The 17,144-nt window shown below is 64.0% G+C and carries 14 protein-coding genes; 3 read left to right on the top strand and 11 right to left on the bottom strand.

The genetic code is table 11. The annotated features are described in order from the left end of the window. The first annotated feature begins 89 nt into the window (after positions 1 to 89). A complete protein-coding gene (locus K0F85_RS15585; protein WP_219116906.1) occupies positions 90 to 1,004 on the top strand; it encodes a LysR family transcriptional regulator in 915 nt (304 codons plus the stop codon). A 13-nt stretch (positions 1,005 to 1,017) separates the two neighbouring features. On the opposite strand, the gene K0F85_RS15580 is transcribed toward K0F85_RS15585, so the two are convergent. The 10 genes from K0F85_RS15580 to K0F85_RS15535 all read right to left on the bottom strand — a co-directional run bounded on the left by K0F85_RS15580 (position 1,018) and on the right by K0F85_RS15535 (position 12,988). Further along, on the bottom strand, positions 1,018 to 1,404 hold the full coding sequence (locus tag K0F85_RS15580) for a hypothetical protein (protein ID WP_219116905.1): 387 nt from the start codon (positions 1,402 to 1,404) through the stop codon (positions 1,018 to 1,020). Between the two features lie 57 nt (positions 1,405 to 1,461). Continuing rightward, positions 1,462 to 2,817 (bottom strand): PepSY domain-containing protein, encoded by a 1,356-nt coding sequence (locus K0F85_RS15575; protein WP_219116904.1) that lies wholly within the window; start codon positions 2,815 to 2,817, stop codon positions 1,462 to 1,464. An 8-nt stretch (positions 2,818 to 2,825) separates the two neighbouring features. Beyond that, positions 2,826 to 4,937 (bottom strand): TonB-dependent receptor, encoded by a 2,112-nt coding sequence (locus tag K0F85_RS15570; protein ID WP_257572811.1) that lies wholly within the window; start codon positions 4,935 to 4,937, stop codon positions 2,826 to 2,828. A 77-nt stretch (positions 4,938 to 5,014) separates the two neighbouring features. Continuing rightward, positions 5,015 to 5,413, bottom strand: coding sequence for a DUF2946 domain-containing protein (locus tag K0F85_RS15565; protein WP_219116903.1), 399 nt, complete (start codon positions 5,411 to 5,413; stop codon positions 5,015 to 5,017). Positions 5,414 to 5,466: 53 nt separating this feature from the next. Continuing rightward, positions 5,467 to 6,072 (bottom strand): membrane integrity-associated transporter subunit PqiC, encoded by a 606-nt coding sequence (locus K0F85_RS15560; protein WP_257572810.1) that lies wholly within the window; start codon positions 6,070 to 6,072, stop codon positions 5,467 to 5,469. Beyond that, positions 6,069 to 7,697 (bottom strand): intermembrane transport protein PqiB, encoded by a 1,629-nt coding sequence (locus K0F85_RS15555; RefSeq protein ID WP_219116902.1) that lies wholly within the window; start codon positions 7,695 to 7,697, stop codon positions 6,069 to 6,071. Before K0F85_RS15555 ends, K0F85_RS15560 begins: the two co-directional genes overlap by 4 nt. Continuing rightward, positions 7,690 to 9,021 carry a paraquat-inducible protein A gene (locus tag K0F85_RS15550; protein WP_257572809.1) on the bottom strand — a complete coding sequence of 444 codons (1,332 nt, stop codon included), beginning with the start codon at positions 9,019 to 9,021 and terminating at the stop codon, positions 7,690 to 7,692. The genes K0F85_RS15555 and K0F85_RS15550 overlap by 8 nt, the downstream gene beginning before the upstream one ends. 92 nt (positions 9,022 to 9,113) lie before the next feature. Next, a complete protein-coding gene (locus K0F85_RS15545) occupies positions 9,114 to 10,469 on the bottom strand; it encodes an amidase (protein WP_219116901.1) in 1,356 nt (451 codons plus the stop codon). A 63-nt stretch (positions 10,470 to 10,532) separates the two neighbouring features. After that, entirely contained in the window at positions 10,533 to 11,765 is a 1,233-nt protein-coding gene (locus K0F85_RS15540; protein WP_219116900.1) for a M20/M25/M40 family metallo-hydrolase, read from the bottom strand. After that, entirely contained in the window at positions 11,762 to 12,988 is a 1,227-nt protein-coding gene (locus tag K0F85_RS15535; RefSeq protein ID WP_219116899.1) for a urate hydroxylase PuuD, read from the bottom strand. Before K0F85_RS15535 ends, K0F85_RS15540 begins: the two co-directional genes overlap by 4 nt. 131 nt (positions 12,989 to 13,119) lie before the next feature. Between K0F85_RS15535 and K0F85_RS15530 the strand changes: the two genes are divergently transcribed. Together K0F85_RS15530 and K0F85_RS15525 are read left to right on the top strand one after the other, a co-directional pair. Further along, the gene (locus K0F85_RS15530; protein WP_219116898.1) at positions 13,120 to 14,058 is read left to right on the top strand and encodes a LysR family transcriptional regulator; all 939 of its coding nucleotides are present in this window, start codon (positions 13,120 to 13,122) and stop codon (positions 14,056 to 14,058) included. Between the two features lie 73 nt (positions 14,059 to 14,131). Beyond that, positions 14,132 to 15,886 carry an allantoate amidohydrolase gene (locus K0F85_RS15525; protein ID WP_219116897.1) on the top strand — a complete coding sequence of 585 codons (1,755 nt, stop codon included), beginning with the start codon at positions 14,132 to 14,134 and terminating at the stop codon, positions 15,884 to 15,886. A 20-nt stretch (positions 15,887 to 15,906) separates the two neighbouring features. Here the strand turns inward: K0F85_RS15525 and K0F85_RS15520 are convergent, their stop codons facing one another. Next, on the bottom strand, positions 15,907 to 17,142 hold the full coding sequence (locus tag K0F85_RS15520; protein ID WP_219116896.1) for a Zn-dependent hydrolase: 1,236 nt from the start codon (positions 17,140 to 17,142) through the stop codon (positions 15,907 to 15,909). Between the last annotated feature and the right edge of the window lie 2 nt (positions 17,143 to 17,144).

The raw sequence follows: 17,144 nt of genomic DNA, 5'->3' as shown, positions 1-17,144 counted from the left end.
AATTCTGTGGAGTGTTGACACGATATTCCCCATGAGATGCGGCGTCCAACACCGAGTTGGTATCGAACCTATACCTGAAAGGTATGAAGATGGAATTACGGCACTTGCGCTACTTCGTTGCGGTAGCAGAGGAAAGGAACTTCACGCGGGCCGCCGCGCGCCTGCATATCGCGCAGCCACCACTTAGCCGGCAGATGCAGCAACTGGAAGAAACGCTGGGCGTGGCGCTGATCGAGAAAGGCTCGCGGCCTTTGCGGCTGACGGAAGCGGGCGAGTTTTTCCTTGCCCATGCGCGCCCCCTGCTCGACCAGGTGCGCGACCTGCAGGCGATGACGCAGCGCGTGGGCAAGCTGGAACGCACCCTGTCAATCGGCTTTGTCGCCTCGACCCTGTATGGGGAATTGCCCGACATCGTGCACCGCTATTGCGAGCGCCATCCCGAGGTCGACGTAAGCCTGCATGAAATGACCACGGTGCAGCAGCTCAAGGCCCTGAAGGAAGGCAGCATCGACGTGGGTTTCGGGCGCCTGAAAAGCGAAGATCCCAGCATCCGCCGCATCCTGCTGCGCGAGGAGCGGCTAGTGGTCGCCCTGCCGCCCGGCCACCGGCTGGCCGAGGGGGAAGGCGGCTTGCGCCTGACTGAACTGGTACACGAAACCCTGCTCGTGTATCCGAAAGCGCCCCGCCCCAGCTTCGCCGACCAGGTGCTGAGCATGTTCAGTGTAGGCAATGTCACGCCCGGCCCCGTCACGGAAGTGCGCGAACTGCAGATTTCCATGGGACTGGTGGCGGCCGGCCAGGGCATTTCCATCGTGCCGGAAAGCGTACAGGCCATGCATCACCGGAACGTCGTGTACCGCAAGCTCGATGACAAGCATGCGTTCTCGCCCATTTTATTCAGCATGCGGCATAGGGACCGCTCGCCGGAACTGGAAGACCTCCTCGCTGCCGTGTATTCGATCTACGATGAACACGGCATCGCGCACGTCAAGGAAAGCCTGTAGCGGCAAGAGCTGGCTACAAGGCGGCGTCGGCCAGCAATTCCGGGCGCAGTGCGCGGATGCGCAGTTCCGTAAAATAACCGCCCGCTTCGTTGTAGCGCAGATAGTGGCGGCCGCAGTTCAGGCAACGCGCCACCTGGCTCAGATTGGCGGGATAGTAACGGGGCGCGATGGGCGCATCCATGCTGTCATAGCGCGTGCCATCGGGGTGGTATTCGGCGAAGGTCGGCTCTTCGTACGGATCTTCGCGCAGGGTGCCGACCTCTTCGAAACGGTCCAGTTCCAGCGAGGTGGGAAGACGCTGCCAGGCGTCCAGCGGCACTGCGCAGCAGCTGCATTTTTTTGTCACCAGCGCCGACGCGGCGGCCAGTGCGGACAAGGCGGGAAAGTCGATGAATACCATGGTTCTGCCATTGCAAAGGGGCGGCCCGTGACAAGGAGCCTGGCCGCGCCCCCTATTCTAGCGTAGTCGCATCCTGCCGATACGCCTACCCCATTTTGCCAGGACTAGCTCCAGCAGCATCAGCACGCACGCGGAAACAAGCAGCAATGGCATCAGCGCGCACATGCCGGCCGCCACCAGCCAGGCCAGCGCGGAGGGCGAGGTCCAGGCGCCCGGCAGCAGCTTGGGCAAACCCAGCGAACCTGGCAGGCGCCGCTTGAAAAACATCACCCAGCCAGACACCAGCGAGAACAGCACGCTGGCGCCAAACAGCAGCAGCAAGGCCTGATTCCACCAGCCGAATTCGCCGCGGTGAAACGGGATGCCGATGGCGGTCGCCTTGCCGAACGCCGTCTGCGCCTCCCAGCCAGCGTAATACAGGGGCTGGCCGCTGTAGGCATCGAATTGCAGGTCGAAGCGCAACGTGGGCTGGCTGCGGTCGGCCATGGTGGCGCGCCACACATCGTCCTGGCTGGCTGGCGCCGTCAGCTGCACGGCGATGGCGGGCGCGTGCCTGCGCGCCACCTGCCAGGCGCCCTGCCAGTCGAGCGGGCCGCCAGCCGCATCTTCGGTCGAATGCAGGCCGCGCGGCACGGGCGGTGGCGCCTGGCCGCTGATGTCGCGCAGCGCGCGGATGCGCCCGCCCGCCTGCTGGCTCCACGTCAGCCCCGTAGTGAGGATCACGAAGCTGATGACGCCGAGCGCCACGCCGAGAAAAGCATGCCACTGGCGCCAGCCATTGCGCCCGCGCGCGCCGCGCTTCGGCAAGCCCGATTGGGCACCGCGCGGCCACCACAGCACCACGCCAGTCACCAGCATCACCATCAGCCAGCTGGCGGCCAGCTCGATCATCCAGCGCCAGCCATCGTTTTGCAGCAGGCGAGAATGCAGCTTTTTCGCCCAGTTGCCGAAGCGCTCACTGCTGGCCAGCTTGCCCAGCACGCGCGCGTCGTAGGGATTCACATACACGACGACGGCTTGCGCGGGCAGGCCGAACTTCGGCCTGGCGGGCGTGACCGGCGCGGCATGTCCGCCATGGCCGGCATGTTCATCGACGCCGCCGCCGGACGGCGCGAACGCCACCTGCACCGCGTCGTCCTGTTGAAACGGCGGCACCACGTGCTGCACTGCCCAGCCACGCGGCGCCGCCCGTTCCGCTGCCGCCACGGCGGCGTCCAGCGGCAGCATGGATGCTTGCGGCGCCACATGATCGAGGTGCTGGTACAGCCTTGCCTCGATCTGCGGCGTGAAAACATAGAGGATGCCCGTCAGGGTGGCCACCAGCGCAAACGGCGAGGCGATCAGCGCGGCCCAGAAGTGGATGCGCCAGTACAGGCTTTTACGCCGTGCGATGAGAAAAGTTGCGTCGTCCATGGCCATCCTCACAGTGCGTTGAAGGTATAACCCAGGCCCAGCATCACGCTGCGCGGCGCACCGGGCGTGTACTGGTTCTGCGTATTGGCCGCGTAACTGCCCGTGCCCGCGTAACTGCTGCTGGCCGAATCGGCATAGCGTTTATCGGCCAGGTTGCGCACCTGCGCCCACGCTTCCCACCCGCGCGTGACCTGATAGCTGGCCCGCAGGTTCAGCAAGGCGTGACCCTGGTACTCCACCGTGTTGGCATTGTTCATCCAGTAGCGGCCCTGGTGCACCGCTTCAAGTGCGATACGCGCACCCGCCACGGGCTTGTAGCCGATCTCGATCGACGTGATGTCGCGCGGCGCCTGTGGCATGGTGCGGCCGCTGTAGTCCAAAGTGGCAGATACCTGGTAACGCAGGTAGCGGTGGCGCGCGATAGCCGTGGCGAAGCGCGCGTCGAACGGGCCACTATCGTAGTTCAGGCCAAACTCCAGCCCTTCACTGCGCGTGCGCCCCGCGTTGCGGTTTTCGCTGTTGCCTGGCGAGAGCGTGTAACTGACAATGGTGTCGCGCCCGTCGAGCCGGTACAGGGCCGTATCGAGTTTCAGCCGGCCCTGCAGGAAAGCCCAGCGCAAGCCCAGTTCATAGTTGTTATACACGGACGGCTGCAGCTCGGCGATGCCCGTCTTGCCATACAACTGGCTCACCTCGGGCGGCGTGAAACCCTGGCTGACGTTCGCATACGCACTGCCCGCATGGCCTAAGGCGTAGGTGGCGCCCAGCTTCGGGCTCACATGCGAGAAGCTGCGCGACTCGTCGGGCGCGCCATAATTGACGCTGCCGCCGGGTGCCAGCTTGTTATGGTAGTCATAGCGGATGGCGTCCGAGCGGCCGCCCAGCACCACGCGCGTACCCGCCAGCGGCGTGAATTCCCATTGTCCGAAGACGGCCGTATTGAGGATATCCGTCTGGTAGTCGCGAACGCCCTGCGGATTGCTGGCATTGGCCAGCGTATAGCGCAGGTAGCGCCCCGTGGCGGCATCACGCACGATGGACAGGTTATCGCTGACAAAAGGATTGTCGCTCTTGTCCACGTACACACCAATTATCAGGCGCGCGTTCAGCCACGTAAAATTCTGCTGGTGTTTCACGTCCAGCCCCAGCGAATCGACGTGGTTGTTATTGATGACGCCCTTGCACAGCACGCCCACGCAGCTGCCTATGGAGTACGCGGGAATCTGCCCATGGTCGTTCTTGCGCGTAAACACGGTGACGGTGCTCGTGCCATTGGTCGTCGTCGCGCCCTCCCACGCCACATTCATGCGCGTGGTCTTGTCCTTGCGGTAGCTAAACGTGTTCAGGCTCTTGCCTCGATTGTTGCGGTAGTCATTCTCGAACAGGCTACCTGTCATGGCCGCATCGAGATCCGTGTGGACGATGGTGGCGCGCAGCTGCGACGTGGGGCTGAGTGCATAGTCGGCGCGTAGCGAAAACGAATCCTTGTCGCCATAGCTGTACTCTTGCCAGTTGTCGCGCGAACGGCGCGAGCTGTAATGGGAAAAGCGCAGACCCAGCGGCCCCCAGGTATCGCTGGCGGAGCTGTCGTAGCGGGTGAAGCCGGCCACGTTGTCGCGCCGCACGCCCACCTTGGCCGTGGGCGTCGCGCTGGCGCCGGCCGTCAGGAAATTGACGGCGCCGCCGACGGCATTGCTGCCGTACAGCGAGGAGGCGGCGCCCTTCACCACTTCCACGCCGCTGGCCCCCGCCATGTTCATCTCATTGAGCGAGTTGTGGTTGAAGACACCCAGCGGGCGAATGGGAATGCCGTCTTCCAGGTACTGATAGACGGCATTCGTGCCGATCGGCTGACGGATGCTCATGCTGTGCTGCTCGTTGCCCAAGTCATTCCAGTACACGCCGGCGATGCGGTTGAGGATATCGCCCATGGTCTTTGGCTTGTCGCGTTCCAGTGTTTTGGCATTGACTACACCGATGGCCTGCGGCGTTTCGGACAGCCACGCCTGCGCGCGCGAGCCGGAAACGACGACGGTGTCGATGGCATGATCGGATTGCGCCTGCGCGCAGGGGTAAGCCAGGGTGATGGCTGCGGCCAGCACCAATAATTTCTTGTTCATGTGATTCTCGTTTAAGTGTGCGGATGCCGCCCGTCATGCAGCAAGGCAGACAGGGCAGGCATAGGAAATGCAAAGACTTAAATGAGGGTGGGCGGCGCGCGTGACTGCGCCGTGGACCAGATGAAGAGCGGGGATGGCGACTGGTAGTACAGCGCCGGGAAAATGGCCGTGCCGCTGGCGATGGGCAGCGGCAGCACGGGACTGGGCGGCAAGCCCACGGAACCGGCATGCGTGGAACAGAAGGCGCAATGCTCCATCTGCATGACCTTGCCGCCGGACTTGCCGTCGGCAGCGCCGTCATCGACCTGGACAAGCTGGACAAAACGGATGCCGGCCACCGAGCAGATTTCCGCCCAGCCAGAACCGGATTCCTGCTTGGCATTGGCGACAGCCTGGGAAATCGACGGCGCGAGCGCCGCCAGCAGGATCGCGAAACAGGCGATCCAGGCGGCAAAGCGGCGTGTGAAAGAGGTCATTCCCATGCCGGTATTTTACCAGCGGCCGACGGGACTGGGTAGGCGAAAACGGCTCAAGCCGACGGGCAGGCGGCCTTGCCGTTGTCAAAAGCACGCACCACGCTCGCCGCATCGGCAGCGATGCGGCCGACGGCGCGGCGGTGGCCCAGCACCAGTTCATCGTAGCCAGCGCCCACCTTTTCATTGGCGACAGTGCGGCAGGTGACCACCTTGTTGCTGGCCAGCTGGCGCACGCTCCATACGGCATCGATCAGCGCATACTGGCCCATCACGGATTCGAAGCGCTGCACATTGGTGCTGATGCGGTACACGGGCAGGTTGTCGGGGTGCGGCGTGCGGAACACATCGATGGCGCCCAGATCGTTCGTCACGGCCGTCGACAGGGCCTGACCGATCTCGCCGGCCAGCGGCCCCGCCCAGCGCTGCTGCTCCAGTAATTCGATGCGTCCCAAGGGCGCCGTCACGACGAACTGGTTGCGGCTCACTTGCTGCGGCACGCTGACGGCCAGCACCTCGACATAGTATTTGACGGGCTTGGCCGGCTGCGCGTCGGCGCCACCGCTGAGCGTATAGAAATGCTCGGGCTGGGGCGTGGAGCAGCCACCCAGCAGGACGGTCGCCAGCAGCGCGGCGAAGGTTGCGAGGACAGGCTTCATCATTTTTCATCTCCTTTTTTGCCGCGGATCAGGGACTCGGGGTGACGTTCCAGGTAATCCGACAGGGCGTTCAGCGATTGCAGGGTTTGCGTCAGTTGCTGCAAGGCCTGGCGCACGTCCGACTGCAGCGGCGAATCCTTTTGCAGCACCTGTTCTGCCGTGCCGAAGGTCTGTTTCGCCGCCGTCAGCGTATCGCGCATTTCCGGCACGACTTGCCCATCGAGCTGCTTGAACAGGGTATTGGCCTGCTTGATGGTGGCGTTCAGGTTGTTGCCGATCTCCGCGTACGGCACCTGGTCAAGCTTGCGGGCGATGCTGGCGATCTGCGTCTGCAGTTCATCCAGGGTATTGGGCACGGTGGGCACTTCCAGCGGATACCTGTTCAAGTCCAGCGCCGCCTTCGGCGCTTTCGGGAAGAAGTCCAGCGCGATATACAGCTGGCTGGTGAGCAGGTTGCCCGTACGTAGCTGGGCGCGCAAACCACGGCTGACCATGCGTTCGAGCAGCTGATGGCCGGCCGAGCCTTCCTCATCGTCGACGGCGGCCTTGAAGCGCATGCCCAGGCGGGCCGGGTACAGATTGACGGTAACGGGCATGCGGAAGTTCTTCTTCACGGGATCGAATTCGATGCCCACCGAGCGCACCTCGCCCAGCACGATGCCGCGGAAATCCACCGTGGCGCCAGGCTGCAAGCCCCGCAGGGACTGGTCGAAATAGAATACGGTGGTAATGGCTTCACCATCGGGCTCGCGCATGGCGCTGGCCTCGTCGGCCGCCAGGCGGTAACTGGTGCCGGCCGGTGCCGGGTCCTCCGGCCTGCGGCCGTTCTCCGCTTCAAAGGCAATGCCGCCCACCAGCATCGCGGCCAGCGACTGCGTGTTCAACTTGAAACCGTTGGAATCGAGGCGCACGTCGACGCCGCTGGCATGCCACCAGCGCGCATTCTTGCCGACGAATTGATCATACGGCGCATTCACGAACACCGACATGGTGATGCCGTTGCCATCCTTGTCCAGCGCGAAGCTGACCACCTTGCCCACGCGCAGGCGGTGGAAGAACAGGGGCGAACCCACGTCGACGGAACCGAGGCTGTCCGCATGCAGGGTGTACAGCTTGCCCTTCTGGTCACCCGCCACGGCGGGCGGATTCTCCATGCCGATAAAATTATCCTTCTTGGCTTCCGACTTGCCCGTGTCGACGCCGATGTAGGCGCCCGAGAGCAAGGTGCCCAGTCCCGTCACGCCGCTGGCGCCGATCTGCGGGCGCACCACCCAGAAGCGCGATTCTGCAGTGGCGAAGCGCCGCGCCTCCTTGCTCATGTCTATCGTCACCAGCACCTTGCTCAAGTCCTCGCCCAGTGTAATGGCGCGCACCTGGCCGATTTCGACATCCTTGTACTTGACCTTGGTCTTGCCCGGCTCCAGCCCTTCGGCGCTCTTGAAGCTGACGGTCACCGTCGGTCCCTGGTCGAGGATGGACTTGGCGGCCAGGCCGGCGCCGATCAGCGCGGCCAACAGCGGAATGAGCCACACCAGCGACGGCAGCCAGCGGCTGCCCTGCTCCACATCGGGTTCGGGCAATGACCGCCCCCCAGTTTCGGCAAGGTCGCCAGCTTCTTTGTCAGACATGCTGTTCTCCAATCACTGTATTGTTTCCGGTATTTGCCACCACCACGGGCTCCTCCTCACCAGGCGCCTGTCCGTCGACGGGGTCCCAGATCAGGCGCGGGTCGAACTGCATCGCCGCCAGCATGGTCAGCACCACCACGGCCCCAAAGGCCAGCGCGCCGGGGCCTGCCGTGATCACGGCCAGCGACTTGAAACGCACCAGCGCCACCGTCAGCGTAACGACAAAGATGTCGAGCATGGACCAGCGGCCGATGAATTCAACCATGCGGTACAAGACGGTGCGCTGGCGCGGCCGCCAGCGCGAACGCCGCTGCGCGGTGAAGGCCAGCAGCGCCAGCACGCCCAGCTTGAGCATGGGCACGACCACGCTGGCGATGAAAATGATGATGGCCAGGCCCTTCGATCCGCTAGTCCAGAACAGCACCACGCCGCTCATGATGGTGTCGTCCTGCGCGCCGAACAGCGATTGCGTTACCATCACGGGCAGCAAGTTAGCAGGAATATAAAGGATCATGGCGGCGATCAGCAAGGCCCAGGTACGGTTGATGCTATTCGGCTTGCGCACGTGCAGAGCCGAGCCGCAGCGCACGCACGCCAGGTGCTTGCCCTTGCCCAAGGGTGGCGCCACCAGGCCGCATGCATGGCAGGGCAGCACCTTTTCACCGGGCGCGTAAGCCTTGTAGCGGATGCCGGGCAGCGCTTGCCGGGTCAGGTCATCGCCCAGGTTCCACAGCGCCTTGGGGTCGAACGAGACCACGATAGCCAGCAGCAAGGTCAGTGCGCCAAACGCGAACAAGCCCGGTTGCGGCAGCACGGTGGCCAGGCTGGTCATCTTGACGACGGTGATCAGGATGCCGATCATCAGCACCTCCGTCATGCCCCATTCGCGCGCCGTCTGAACGGCGCGCAGCACGCGGTTAAAGCCGGGCACCTTGGCGCCGCCACGCAGGCCCAGCGCCACATACAACAGGGAAGCCAGTTCGACGGCCGGGAAGAGGATGGTAAACAGGAAAACCATCGTCGCCACCACCTGCATCTGCTCGGACCACAGCACGCGGATGGCGCCGAGCAAGGTAGCGCTGGAGGTCAGGCCGTTGACGTCGAGTTCGACGATGGGGAAAAACTGCGCGATCAGGAAAACCAGGGCGGCGCCCAGGGTCAGGGCAACCACCTTGGTCAGTTCGGCCGATGCGCCTCGCGCGTGGGCAGCCCGGTACAGCACCGAGCGGCAACGCAGGCAGCGCGCCTTCTCGCGGGGGCGCAGCGGACGTTTGCGGTACAGCACGCCGCAGTCATGACAACTAATCAGCTCGTATCGGTGCACAGTGTGAAGTTTGCCGGCGCGCAAGCCCGACTATCCCATATTAATGCTAGCCATCATGACAGAGTTGGCATTTTCCTGCACTATGGCATTCTTTATTGTTGAGCGCCCAATAAGGCCTCGACCGCCCGGCCAATTTGCAGCACCCTGACATCCGCGCCCGCCAGGCCGCAAACGCCCAGTCCCACGGGCAATGTGCCCTCGGCGTGGCAGGGCAGCGACAGCGCGCAGCCGTCGAGGAAGTTGATCACGCTGGCGTTGCGCAGCACCAGACCATTCGTGGCAAAAAAAGTGGCGTCGTCCGCTTCCAGCGCTGCCACTTCCGGCGCCAGAATAGCCACGCTGGGCATCAGCCAGGCATCGAATGGCGCCAGGCGCCGCTCTGCGATGGCGACCAGGCGCGCGCGCGCGTCGAGCAGGTCGATATAGTCAAACGCGCCCTGCTGCTGGCCGCGGCGGATGCGCGCCGCCACGCGCTGGTCGTATTGCGCGCCCTTCTCTTCAAGCAACACTCTGTGCCAGTGCCACGCCTCCGCCGCCACCAGGCCGCCGCCGCCATTAATCGTCGGCAGTTCGAGCAATTCAGGGAAGTCGAACTGTTCCACCAGCGCGCCGGCCGCGCGCAATTTATCCAGGGCAGCATCGAAAGCCTGCTGCACCTGCGGCTCCACGTGTGTACCGACGTAGTCAAGGGTAAAGCCGAAGCGCAAGCCTTTCAGTGCTGGCGCCTGCGCGCCGACGTCATGGCCCGATAGCGCTGCGTACAGAATGGCGCAGCAATCGACGCTGCGCGCGATGGGACCGGCCGAGTCCAGGGAACGCGACAAGGGTAGCGTGCCAGCCAGCGGGACCGAGGCCGCCGTCGGCTTGAAGCCGGTCAAGCCGCAAAAAGCGGAGGGGATGCGGATCGAGCCGCCCGTGTCCGTGCCCAGCGCACCTGCCGCCATCGCCAAGGCCACCGTCACGGCGCCGCCCGAGGTGGAGCCGCCCGCCACGCGCGCGCGGTCGTGCGGATTGCGCGGCGTGCCGTAATGGGGATTCAAGCCCAGGCCGGAAAACGCGAATTCGCTCATGTTGGTGCGACCCAGCAGGATGGCGCCGGCCGCGCGCAGGCGCGCCACGGCCGCCGCATCCGCATCGGCGGACGGCGCATCGGCCAGCGCCAGCGAGGCGGCGCTGCTGACCTGCCCCCTGACGTCGAACAAGTCCTTGATCGAGACGGGAATGCCGGCAAGGGGCGAAGCAACGATGCCGGCCGCGCGCGCCGCATCGCTGGCGCGCGCCTCGGCCAGCGCCTGTTCACCATCGAGGCTGACATACGCATGGCCGCCCTGCGCCCGGTGCGCCTCGGCGCGTGCCAGCATCTGCTCTGTCAGCGCCACGCTGGTGATGCGGCCGGCGGCCAGGTCGGCGGCCAGGTCCCTTATCGTCCCCTTGTCAGCCAAGTCCATGCTGCCTCCTCGATTTTTCAAGCATGCATCTTACCGGATGCACGCGGCATAGTCGCCGCCGTATCAAGCAGCCAGGAAGTCCAGCAAGGTCAGGGCGACGATCTTGCTGGCCTTGCGCAAGTCGTCCAGCGCCAGGCGTTCATCGGCCTTCTTCGCGTTCGATTCGGGCACCGTGCGCGGACCAGCGCCATATAGCACGGCGGGGATGCCCCGCTCGCCATACAGGCGCGCATCCGCATACAGGGGCGTGCCGACGGCGGGAATCGTCTCGCCGAGAATCGCTTGTGCATTCTTTTGCAGGCTGCCGACCAGCTGTTCGGAGCCGGGCAAGGGCCGCAGCGCGTGCGACAACAGCAGGCGGCGGATCTCTATGCGGATGCCAGGCTCGCCGCGCACGGCGTCCTCGATCAGCGCGCGCACCTGCGCCTCCACCGCCACCGGATCTTCTTCCGGAATCATGCGGCGGTCCATCTTCATGACCACCTTGCCCGGCACCACATTGGTATTCGTGCCGCCGTCGATGCGGCCCACCAGCATGGTCGGCGAGTCGATGCCGGCCACTTGGGATTTGATCTTCTTCAGTTCCGGCAGCTGGCCATAGATGGCGTTGAGGATCTTGTTGGCCGCCTGCAGCGCATCATGCCCCGTCTCCGGCATGGAACCATGGCCCGACTTGCCGTGCACGGTGATTTCCAGCTGCAGGCAGGCGTTGTGCGCCGTGACTATGCCGTAGCTGAACCCGGCGGCGATGACAAAGTCGGGCTTCGTCAGCTGCTGTTCCAGTAGCCAGCCCGGCCCCAGCAAGCCGCCGAATTCCTCGTCGTACGTAAAATGCAGTTCCAGCTGGCCTTTGAGTGGAACACCCAGCGCTTCAAGCGCGCGCGCGGCAAACACATAGGTGGCGAAATCGCCCTTCGAGACGGCCGTCGCGCGGCCATACATATAGCCGCCGTCGATCTGGCCGCCGTACGGCGGATACGTCCAGTTATCGCCGGGGGGCACCACGTCGCCATGCGCATTCAGGGCCACGGTCGGCCCGCCCGCAGCATACGGGCGGCGCACCATCAGGTTGGTGATGCTTTGCATGCCATATGCCTCGACCTGATCGGCCGGCACCGCGTGCTTTTCCGCCTGCCAGCCATACGCCTGCAGCAGTTGCGCCACCAGTTCCGCATGCGGCGCGTTATTGCCGGGCGGCGTATCCGTCGGCTGCTGCACCACCTTCTGTAAAAATGCGACTTCTTCGTCGAAGTGATCGTCGATCCAGGCCGTGATTTGTTCCGCGTGCGTTGTCATTTTGCTCCTTGCATGGTCTGTTGCAGCCAGGCGCCCAATTCGCTGCGCTCGGCCTCCGTCATATTGGTCAGGTTCCCAATCGGCATGGCTTTGAGCTCGATGGCCTGCTTGTAGATTTGCGCCGCGTGCTGGCGGATTTCCGTTTCATTATCCAGCATCATGCCGGCCGGCGCCGTGGCGAAACCCGGTTGCGTGGGCTGCGCCGAATGGCAGGTGGCGCAGCGCTGGGCGATGATGGCATGCACACTCTTGAACTGCGCTGCCGGGTCCACCGCAGGTGCTGCCGCCACGGGCGCTTTCGGCGCGATGGCAACGGCCACGGCCACCAGCAAGGCCACGCCGAGGGCAGGATAACGCCACTCGACACGCCCCTTGTGGCGCAGGTTGAAAAAGTGGCGGATGAAGACGCCGGCCGCCATGATCAGCGCCAGCACCAGCCAGGCATGGTCGTTCCGGTAGGTCATGGCGTAGTGGTTGCTGATCATGATGAACAGCACCGGCAAGGTAAAGTAATTGTTATGCACGCTGCGCTGCTTGGCCTTCAAGCCGTGCTTGGGATCGGGCAGCTTGCCAGCCGCCATGGCCTCGACCATCTTGCGCTGGCCGGGAATGATCAGCATCAGCACATTGGCCACCATGATGGTACCGATCATGGCGCCCACGTGGATGTAGGCGGCGCGTCCGCTCAGCAAATGCGTCAGCACATACGCGGCGCCGACGATCAGCGCGAACACCGTCACGCCGAACCACAATTCATATTGCGCCAGTTTCGAACGGCACAGCAGGTCGTACACGGTCCAGCCGATGACGAGCGTGGCGATGCCGATACCGACGGCCTGGCCGCTGGAGATATCAGCCACGGATTTGTCGATCATCATGGCTTGGGCATTGAAATAATAGGCGATCGTCAGCAGCGCGAAACCGGATAGCCAGGTCGAATACGCTTCCCACTTGAACCAGTGCAGTTCCTTCGGCAGTTCGGCCGGTGCCACCAGATATTTTTGCGGATGATAAAAGCCACCGCCATGCACGGCCCACAATTCTCCCGACACGCCTTTTTTCGCCAACTCGGAGCCAGGTGCCGGCGGGCGTATCGAGTTGTCGAGCCAGACGAAATAAAAGGAAGCACCGATCCAGGCAATGCCCGTGATGACGTGCAGCCAGCGGACGATCAGGTTCAGCCATTCAAGGCCGTATGGGATCAGGTAGGCGAATACTTCCATAAAATTCCTCGAGTCAGACCGAACCACTATTCGTGCCAATCTACACAAGATAAACGGATTTACCGCCCATCACATGAAAAATATCGTATATTTGACATATTCAAATCGATATACAACAGAGCCGCCGCCACATGTCCAGCCTGCCGCAACACCTCGACCTGCACCTGATCCGCATCCTCTACCTGCTGCTGGTGGAAAAGAATGTCTCGCGCGTGGCGCTGAAACTCAATCAGCCGCAGCCCTCGATTTCCGCCTCCCTGCGCAAGCTGCGCGAACTCACGGGCGACCCGCTGCTCGTGCGCGGCGCGCGCGGCATGGTCCCCACGCAGCATGGCGAAAGCCTGCTCAATCCGGCCAAGCGCATCCTCGATCAGACGGAGAGCCTGTTCGTCAAGAAGACGCCGTTCGTGGCGCAGGAAGAGGCGCGCACCTTCCATATCGCCGCGCCCGACTACCTGGACAGCCAGTTCCTGCCCAACGTGGTGGCCCTGCTGCGCCGCGGCTCGCCGAAAAGCCGCGTGGTGCTGCATAGCCTGGGGCCGGGGATCGACCATATCCGCCAACTCTCCGACGGGGGGCTGGACCTCGTCATCGCCAACTGGGACGAGCCGCCCGCCCACCTGCACATCTCGAAGCTGTTCGAAGACCCCATCATCTGCGCCATGCATGCGGAAAATGCCTATGCGCGCCGCACGGCCAGCGACGCCATGACGCTCGACGATTATCTGAGCCTGCCCCACGTGGCGCCGTCGCAGATGATGCCCGGCTACCACGGCGTGATCGATTCCTTCCTCGAACGGCAAAACCTGCAGCGCAACGTGGTGGTGGAGTCGGCGTATTTCGGCCTGATCCCCTACATGCTGACGCAGACGGACCTGGTGCTTACCACGGGCCGGCAATTCGTGCGCTTCTATGAAAAGACCCTGCCGCTGAAAACGTATACCGTGCCATTGAAATTCCCGCCCATGCGCTTTTACCAGCTGTGGCACCAGCGCGTGCACCAGGCGCCCGAGCACAAGTGGCTGCGCGACCAGGTCAGCGCGGCCGCCAAGGCGCTGGTGCAGCGATAGCCGCTATCAGCACGCGCATATAATGAACGCAGGAACGGGGCGCTATCATCACCGCTTGCATGATCGGAAAACCATGACCACCCTTTCAGACCTGAACGCCGGCAGCCAGGCCGATTTTATCGCGCAACTGCATGGCATCTACGAACATTCGCCCTGGATCGCTCAGCGCGCGGCCCACGCCCGTCCGTTTTCCAGCCTGATGGCACTCAAGACGGAACTACAGCGCGTGCTGGCGCAAGCCTCACCCGATGAGCAGCTGGGGCTGATACGCGCCCACCCCGAGCTGGCCGGCAAAGCCGCCATCGCCGGGCAGCTGACGGCGGAATCAAGGCGCGAGCAGGCCAAGTCCGGCCTGAACCTGTGCAGCCCCGATGAATTTGCCACCCTGCAGCGCCTCAACAGCGAATACAACGCCAGGTTCGGCTTCCCCTTCATCCTGGCCGTCAAGGGCCCGACGGGCGAAGGCTTGACGCGCCAGGACATCATCGCCACGTTTGCACGGCGCCTGAAAAACCGCCACGCCGATGAACTGGCAGAATCGCTGCGGCAGATCAAGCGCATCGCCGAGCTGCGCCTGAACGAGCTGTTCGACGTGCGCCTGGACTTCGGCCCGGCCATCATGCAGCACGCGGAAACGCTGGCCGGCTGGAGCGACAGCGACTACAACCTGACCTGCGCCTACCTGACGCCGGCGCACCGGAAAACGGCCGCGCAACTGGCCGACTGGATGCGGGAGGCCGGCATGCAGGTGCATATCGACGCCGTCGGCAATGTGGTCGGGCGCTATCTGTCCGATGCACCCAATGCCAAAACCCTGATGACGGGATCGCATTACGACACGGTGCGCAACGGCGGCAAGTACGATGGCCGGCTGGGGATCTTGCTGCCGATCGCCATCGTGCGCCATCTGCACGAACGCGGTGAAAAGCTGCCTTTCCACCTCGAAATCGTCGGCTTCGCCGAGGAAGAAGGCGTGCGCTTCAAGAGCACATTCCTGGGCAGCACGGCCGTCACGGGCAAGTTCGACGTATCGCTGCTGGAGCAGCTCGATACGGATGGCGTGAGCATGCGCGACGCGCTGGCTGTCGCAGGTCACGAGGCGAGTGCCATCGGCGCCATCGCGCGCGACCCGGCCGACTTGCTCGGCTATGTGGAAGTGCATATCGAGCAGGGTCCCGTGCTGCTCGAGCGCGACCTGCCACTGGGCATCGTCACGGCGATTGCCGGCAGCTCGCGCTACCTGCTCAATCTTGGCGGCGTGGCCAGCCATGCGGGCACCACGCCCATGAGCATGCGCAAGGATGCGGCCAGCGCGGCGGCCGAAATCATCCTGCTGGTGGAGCAGCGTTGTAGCCGGGGCGAGGCACTGGTGGGCACCGTGGGCCAGCTGCATGTGCCCAACGGCTCCGTCAACGTGATCGCCGGCGCCTGCACCCTGTCGCTCGACATCCGCGCGGCCAGCGATGCGGTACGCCAGGGTGCAGTTGACGATATCCTCGAAGGCATCGCCGCCATCTGCGCGCGGCGCCAGATCGACTGCCAGCTGGAACTGCTGCTGTCCGCGCATGCGGCGCCGTGTGCACCGTGGCTGATGGCGCAGCTGGCGCAAGCCGTGGAATCCGTGGGCATCGCCCCGTATGCGCTACTGTCGGGTGCCGGCCACGACGCCATGGCCATGGCAGCCATCACCGACGTGGCCATGCTGTTTACCCGCTGCGGCAATGGCGGCATCAGCCACAACCCGCTGGAAACCATGACGGCAGACGACGCCGACATCGCGGCGCGCGCGCTGCTGGCGTTTTTGCGTAACTTCCAGCCCAAGACCTGAGGGGACGTGGGCCGATTTCGCTAGACAGCCACGGCCCGCTCCAGCATCGCATGCAGCAGCACATTGCAGCCCGCTTCCAGGTGCGCGGGCTTGGCGTCTTCGATTTCATTGTGGCTGATGCCGTCCTTGCACGGCACGAAGATCATGCCGGCCGGCGCTAGCCGCGCCGCGTAGATGGCGTCGTGGCCCGCGCCGGACACCACGTCCATCACGGAATACCCGAGCTTTGCCGTGGCGTTGCGCACGGCGCCCACGCAGTCGGGATGGAATGGCGTCGGCGCGAAATACGACACTTGCTCGATCGTGATGCCAAGGCCAGTGTCGGCCTGCGTGCGCTCGATAAAGGCGCGGATATCCGCATCCATCGTGTCCAGCAGTTCATCGCTGACGTTGCGCAGGTCGATGCTGAATTTCACCTGGCCGGGTATCACATTGCGGCTGTTCGGAAACACCTGCACCATGCCGACCGTGCCGCGGCCATATGGCGGGTAGCGGTGAGCAATCGCGACGACTTCCTGCATGATGCCGGTCGCCACTTGCAACGCGTCCTTGCGCAGGCCCATCGGCGTGGGGCCTGCGTGCGCCTCCATGCCATTGACGGTGCAGTCGTACCAGCGCAGGCCCATCACGGCCGGCACCACGCCGATCACCTTGTCCGCGTCTTCCAGCACGGGGCCCTGCTCGATATGCGTTTCAAAATAGGCGCCGATGGGATGGTCGCCCGGCACCTGCTCGCCCTTGTATCCGATGCGCGCCAGTTCCTCGCCTACCGTTTTCCCCTCCGTGTCCTTGGCAGCATAGGCAGTTTCGAGCGAGAAGGCGCCGCAAAATACGCCGGAGCCCATCATCACGGGCACGAAGCGCGAGCCTTCCTCATTGGTCCAGAAAGCCACTTCGATGGGCGATTGCGTCTTGATCTTCAGGTCGTTCAGGGTGCGCACCACTTCCAGGCCGGCCAGCACGCCGTAATTGCCATCGAACTTGCCGCCCGTGGGTTGCGTGTCGATATGGCTGCCCGTCATCACGGGCGGCAGGGTATTGTCTACGCCGTCGCGGCGCATGAAGACATTGCCGATCTGGTCGATCGTGATACTCATGCCGGCCTCGCGGCCCCAGGCTACCACCAGGTCGCGCCCCTGCTTGTCCAGGTCCGTCAGGGCCAGGCGCTTGACGCCGCCCTTCACCGTGGCACCGATCTGCGCCAGTTCCATCAGCGCTGCCCACAAACGTTCGCCATTGATGCGTAGATCATCCATTA

The organism is Janthinobacterium sp. UMAB-56 (assembly GCF_900095265.1).
GTDB lineage: Bacteria > Pseudomonadota > Gammaproteobacteria > Burkholderiales > Burkholderiaceae_D > Janthinobacterium.
The sequence above is the reverse complement of the archived record's forward strand: the minus strand, read 5'-3'. Positions and strand labels throughout refer to the sequence as shown.